4 protein-coding genes are annotated in these 6,381 nt (G+C 52.5%); 1 reads left to right on the top strand and 3 read right to left on the bottom strand.

What is annotated here, in order from left to right; all coding sequences use genetic code 11:
• Positions 1-381: 381 nt before the first annotated feature.
• Positions 382-921, top strand: coding sequence for a gamma carbonic anhydrase family protein (locus IDAT_RS12670; RefSeq protein ID WP_034734344.1), 540 nt, complete (start codon positions 382-384; stop codon positions 919-921).
• A 15-nt stretch (positions 922-936) separates the two neighbouring features.
• Here IDAT_RS12670 and IDAT_RS12665 read toward each other — a convergent pair whose 3' ends face one another.
• From IDAT_RS12665 to IDAT_RS12655, 3 genes are read right to left on the bottom strand one after another with little or no spacing between them, the layout of a single operon-like run.
• Complete coding sequence (locus tag IDAT_RS12665; RefSeq protein ID WP_034734342.1) at positions 937-4,044, bottom strand: error-prone DNA polymerase; 3,108 nt, start codon at positions 4,042-4,044, stop codon at positions 937-939.
• Positions 4,028-5,479 carry a Y-family DNA polymerase gene (locus tag IDAT_RS12660; RefSeq protein ID WP_034734340.1) on the bottom strand — a complete coding sequence of 484 codons (1,452 nt, stop codon included), beginning with the start codon at positions 5,477-5,479 and terminating at the stop codon, positions 4,028-4,030. Before IDAT_RS12660 ends, IDAT_RS12665 begins: the two co-directional genes overlap by 17 nt.
• Positions 5,476-6,114: a hypothetical protein gene (locus IDAT_RS12655; RefSeq protein WP_034734337.1), complete on the bottom strand. Its 639-nt coding sequence runs from the start codon at positions 6,112-6,114 to the stop codon at positions 5,476-5,478. Before IDAT_RS12655 ends, IDAT_RS12660 begins: the two co-directional genes overlap by 4 nt.
• Positions 6,115-6,381: the final 267 nt, after the last annotated feature.

The raw sequence follows: 6,381 nt of genomic DNA, 5'->3' as shown, positions 1-6,381 counted from the left end.
CTTTCTCTGCCTGAATCCGGTAAGTGCCCACACAGTTTGCTTGGCTTGATAAATTGTTAAAGAACGTTTCGCTGCGTTGAGCGAGGCTGCGCATTCTACAGCCTGTGAGTTTTCTGTCAAGCCTTTCGGCTAATTTTTTTCAGACTGAAAACTGCTGCTTTTGGCGGCTTCGTTGCCTGCCTCAAGCGTGGGGCGCATTTTAGAGATTTAACTGGCCGCGTCAAGCACCTTTTTGCCATTTTTAGCTGTTTTTTTACTGACTGCTGTTTTGTTGTGCAAGTTGCTGCTTTTTTATATCAACTCGCCTGTTTTAAAGCGTTTTGCTAAGCTAGAGGCATTGGTTTCTGATCAAAAAGATCACAATTTAAGAGGTAAAGGTTCATGCCAGCAGATATTCGTAGTTATCGTGGTGTATCACCTACTTTAGGTGACCATGTTTATGTCGACGCATCGGCGGTGGTCATCGGTGACGTCAGCTTAGGAGAAGACAGTAGTGTATGGCCGCTGGTAGCGGCACGCGGTGACGTTAACTTTATCCGTATTGGCGCGCGTACCAATATCCAGGACAACTCGGTCTTACACGTAAGTCGTAAAAGTGAGCGCAATCCTGACGGACATCCTTTGATTATTGGCGATGACGTAACCGTAGGACATCATGTCATGTTGCACGGCTGCACTATAGGCTCACGCGTGTTAATCGGCATGTCGGCGATTGTGATGGATGGCGTGACAATAGAAGACGATGTGATTGTTGGTGCGGGTAGTTTAGTGCCGCCAGGCAAAACGCTGCGCAGTGGCTATTTATATGTCGGCAGTCCGGCACAAGAGCAGCGCCCCCTGACCGACGCAGAACGCGCCTTTTTACCAGCAACGGCTGCCAACTACGTAAAACTCAAAAACGAGTACAGCGACAATAGTTAAGCCTTTAAGGTTTAACTAATGAAAATCGCGGGAGCGGGGCGCAGCAAGACTCAGCTGCGCCAGCAAGTCGGCGCCATCAACTAAGCGCCCCGCAATGACATGAATCACGTCGCCGTGAATTTCGACGGTGCCATGCACCTTTAATAGCTTCGCGGTTAGATAAGGTTGGCGTTGACTGCGCGCTGTCGCTTGCCATATCACCACATTCACCATACCGGTTTCATCTTCTAAGGTAATAAAGGTGACACCACTGGCGGTACCGGGCCGCTGTCGACAGGTAACCAGCCCTGCGACACACACCACTTGCTGATGACGACAGCTCGACAATTCAGCTGCTCGTTTAACGCCTCGTAATAAACCACGCTCCCGTAACAGCGCTAGTGGATGGCGACGGGTTGAAGCGCCGAGCACACGATAGTCGGCGGCAATATCTTGAACTTCTGTAGGGCGCGGTAAATTTGCTGTTGCCGCTGCTTGTGTTTCGAGTTGGGCAAAAAGAGGTAATTGCTGTGCCGGTAAAGCCAAGGTTTGCCACTGACTTTGAAAGCGGTCTCCACTTATTTGCTGCAGCGCACCCGCGGCGGCAAGACGTTGTAGCAACGCAGGGCTAGCACCCGCCGCGCGCAGTTGCGATAAGGAATGGAATCCCGCAGTCGGACGCTGCTTTAGTAAGGCTTCGATAGCGGAGGCGACCAAACCTTTCACCAAGCAAAAACCAAGACGAATCGCTAAGCCTTGTTGCAAGCGCACCAACTGGTGTTGCCACTGGCTGGTTTGTATATCGAGCGGTAACACCGCAACATGTTCGCGCTTCGCAGCTTGCAGGAGTTGGTCTGCGGAATAAAAGCCCATCGGTAAACTATTCAGCAAAGCACAATAGAAGATAGCAGGGTAGTGATACTTAAACCACGCCGACGCATAAGCCAGGTTAGCAAAACTTGCCGAATGGGACTCAGGAAAGCCGTACTCTCCAAAGCCACAGATTTGCTGATAAATGCGCTGCGCGAAATCGATACTGTAGCCGCGTTGCCGCATGCCGTTGATCAGCTTACTTTCAAACTGTTGTAGCTCACCGGTGCTACGCCAATTGGCCATCGCGCGTCGCAATTGATCGGCTTCGCCACCACTAAAACCAGCAGCGACCATGGCCAGTTTAATCACTTGCTCTTGAAAAATCGGCACGCCAAGCGTGCGTTCGGTCACTTGCCGTACTTCTTCACTCGGATAGGTCACAGCTTCTGCACCGGCGCGGCGACGTAAATAGGGATGTACCATGTCACCCTGAATGGGGCCCGGTCGCACAATCGCAATTTGCACCACTAGGTCATAGAAAGTAGCAGGGCGCAGACGCGGCAGCATATTCATTTGCGCGCGAGACTCAATTTGAAACACACCAATAGAGTCACCGCGCTGCAGCATTTGATACACACGAGCATCTTCGGTCGGAATACTAGCTAAATCTAACGGCCGCTGCTCATGCTCAGCGACTAACTGCAACATTTTGCGCAGGGCGCTTAACATGCCGAGTGCTAACACATCGACCTTGATCAGTTTTAAAGCTTCTAAGTCGTCTTTGTCCCACTGGATGACCGTGCGGTCGGCCATGCTCGCCTGCTCAATCGGGACCAAATCAGTCAATTCCGTAGCGGCAATGACAAAACCACCGACGTGTTGGGACAAATGCCGCGGAAACTTCAGCAATTGCTCGGTTAAAGTGATCAACCAGCGGCCACGTTCGGTCGCCGCCATGCCCGATTGCAATTGCAACAATTGCTCATACCAAGGCGTTTCATGATCACGCCGATCAATCTGCCGCAAATAGTGGCCAAGCTCTTGCTCGTTAAAGCCGAGCGCTTTACCGACATCGCGAAACGCACTACGCAAGCGATAGCGAATCACCGTCGCCGCCAACGCTGCACGATTACGGCCATACTTTTGATAAATGTACTGAATCACCTCTTCACGGCGCTGGTGTTCAAAATCGACATCGATATCGGGTGGCTCATCGCGTTCCTTCGACAAGAAGCGCTCAAACAAAACATCGATTTGATCTGGGTTCACCGCAGTAATTTGTAGGCAATAGCAAACCACCGAGTTCGCTGCCGAGCCTCGTCCTTGGTAGAGAATGCCGCGCTGTTGGGCAAAGCGCACAATATCGTGAATGGTCAAAAAGAAATATTCGTACTGCAGTTCGGCAATCAGTTGTAATTCTTTTTCGAGCTTAGCTGCGACATCGCTACGCAGCCCTTGCGGAAAGCGCTGCTTGGCACCGGCATACGCCAGTTCACGTAAGTAACTCGTGGCATTATGGCCTTTCGGCACTAACTCGGCAGGGTACTGATAACGCAGTTCGCTCAGACTAAACTGACAGCGTGCGGCTATCACCTGCGCCTCGCTCAGCCAGTCTTGGGGATAGCTACGTTGCAGTTGCGCCGCACTATGTAAGTAGTGTTCCGCATTCGGACGCAAGTCTGCGCGTACATCGGCAACCGTTTTATTCTGACGGATCGCGGTCAATACATCGTGCAAAGGCTGTCGTTCTGGGTCCGGATACAGCACCTCGTCAGCTGCCACTACCGGTAAACCTGACACCGCTCGGTAGCGCTGATAGCTGCGAAAGCGCTGCGCGTCATCGGCGGCAAAATGGCGTGCATAGGCCAGCCACAAACGTTGCTGGAACGTTGCCTGCAAGGTTTGCCAGTGGTCATCGAAAGCACGTTCATGCGCAGGGCGCCATAACGCTAAGCAGTGCGCTAACTCCGTTGTGAGGTCGCTAACGTACAGTTGATACTCACCTTTATTAGCACGACTGCGCGCCTTCGTGATCAACCGGCACAGCTGCGCATAACCCTGACGGTTCTGCGCCAATAGAATCACTGTGCCAAGCTCAGGGATGCGAAAGTAGCTGCCGATCAAGAGCTGCAATGCGGTTGAGCGCTGCGCCAAATACGCTCGTACCACGCCCGCCATTGAACATTCATCGGTAATCGCCAAAGCTTGATAATGCAGCGCCAACGCACGCTCAATATATTCATGCGGATGCGCAGCGCCGACTAAAAAGCTGTAGTTGGTGACGCATTGTAATGCAACAGGCCGCCAGTTTTGTTCAGCTAAACCAGCCATGCAGATACCAAGCCCCCTGACTGCGAAACACCCACCCCTGCCGCTGCTGAGCATCCAGTGCAATATAGTAATCGCGATCAATGGCTTGCCCGTCCCACCAACCACTTTGGATACGCTCAGGTCCCCAGTGCAATTGCCATTGCGCAATATCAATCGGTTCAGCGCTGGTCAGCAACCACAAAGGCCGAGGTAGTTGCGCTGGCGGTCCCGCTAGCTGCGTCGCCGTACGTGGCAGCCACTGCTGTGCGGCTTCCGGACGCCAGTCGGTCAATGCTTGCGCCTGCTGCAACGCACCTTCACCTAAACGTGCCTGTAACTTACCGAATAAGCTGCGCAAGGCATGTGTTTGCTGCGAACTCGGCGCGTCAGCCGCGGTTGTTGGGCACCATTGCGCAGTCCGCGCTTGCCGCTCAGTAAAATCATCGGCGTGCAGACTTAGCTCTAATGCCGGCGTGCTCAATTGCTGCCGTTCTAATTGCAACTGCACCAACTGCTGGACATCACGACTGCGCCACAACGGCAAAGCAAAAGCGACACGCACCCGCGTCGGTGCGCCCTCACGATGGTGCGCAAGTAACACAAAAGCATTCACACTGAGCTGACGACTTTGCAAAAAAGCCTCAAGTTGCTGTAGTAAACGCCGTAACGGGAACACCAGTTGCTGCCAACTGGTTGCTTCGGTGAGCAAGTCGAGACGCTCGCGAAACTTGAGCGGCGGCTGAAAATACTGCTGTGGCGGGCACAGTTCGCCGCGTAATTCGGCAACATAGTTCACCATGTCACGTCCAAAACGCACGCCGAGTTCACTTACCGCTAAGCGAAGTAAATCGCCTAAGCGCTCTATACCGGCATCTTCTAGCTGCTGTCTCTGAGTCACAGGCAATAAGCTATAACGCAGCGGCAATTGCGCTAAAGCATTTTGTAGCTCTTGCGCATCGGTACTGAGGCAAGCGATGCCCGCTTGGGCAAGAATGCGCGCCGCTAAAGGACTATAACCCGCAGCGAGCTCGACCTGCACAGCTAACCGTCGTAACCGCCGTTGCAGCTGCCGCTGCACCCCTTGATAACCACCGTACAAACGTTGTAAATGCTGCACTTCTAGCAATAGCCCTTGCGGCGGATACAGCGCAATGTGCGCGATATCTTGATAGAGCCACTGGGCTAAGCGGCGTAATACCGCCTCTTCACGCTCGCGTTCATACGGGCGCTGATGAACGTCTGGTACTAAGGTACTCGCCGTAACCGCTGGCATACCCAATTGAATACCCGCAGCCTGTGCCGCAGCATTGGCCTGCACCACCTGAGGCCCGCGATTACCACGGTTAGCACAAATAATTTGTGGCTGTTGCTGTTGCTCCAAACTTTGCAAACTCAATTGCTCATCGAGCAACAACTGCGGCAGCGCCAAAAACCACCAGAACTTCGTTTGCTTCATGCCGACAACCGCCGCCGCTCAGGTAATAACTGTGTCACCGCACATGGCGCAGGAGGAAGCGGCCAGCCACCCCGGCGCTTGATCACGCGCACTTGCAACTGCTGTTGCCAATGGAGTTGTAAACGATTCACGTAAGCACGTGCTTCGGTTGTTGCTTGCCACGGCGTCAGTACAAAAGCTAACTGTTCATGTTGCGCAGCCGTTTGCTGTAGCCGCCGCACCGCATGGCTATCTAAGTCATCAAACCAAGCCACAACAGCACCCAACGCACGACTTTGTAACGCTTGTTCAAACGCCCACAATGCTTGTTTGGTATCTTGCTCATGCAGCCAAATCGGCGGACACTTTAACTGCTGATAAGCCAGCCCCGGCCAATAAGGCTGCGCCGGAGGGTTAATCCATAAACATGGCTGCGTCTGTGCACGCAACACCGGCAGCACCAAGGCTAGCTCACCTTGAAACGACTGTTGCACTTGTAGCTCGTGCAATGCACCACGCAACCAACCACCGCCCAAGCGTCGATTCAGCTCAGGCCAACCACTGTCTTGTAACTGTTCCGGTGCAATTTGCTCAGCCGCAGTACGACCTTGCCAAAGCCACCCTTTGTGCACCAATTCTTGTAAGGGATGTGCCATAACAACCTCACTAACACTGTATATTTATACAGTGTTAATCTAGCTGTTTTTTTCGCCTGCTGCAACATGCGGACAAAAAAAAGCGGCATTCGCCGAGGCTATGCCGCTTGCACTAAGATGCCGTGAATAATTCGCCGAATACATCCATATTTGCAGGTGAACTTTTATTAATTCATGAATTCAGATAACAACCACACCTGATTTCATATAAACAAGTGCCATGTTAGTCTTTGATTGATTTTTTAACTGTAAAAGGACAATCTTCGC

This window comes from Pseudidiomarina atlantica (assembly GCF_000753735.1).
GTDB classification, from domain to species: Bacteria; Pseudomonadota; Gammaproteobacteria; order Enterobacterales; family Alteromonadaceae; genus Pseudidiomarina; species Pseudidiomarina atlantica.
Note: the sequence above shows the minus strand (reverse complement) of the source record. Positions and strands in the feature narration are given on the sequence as shown.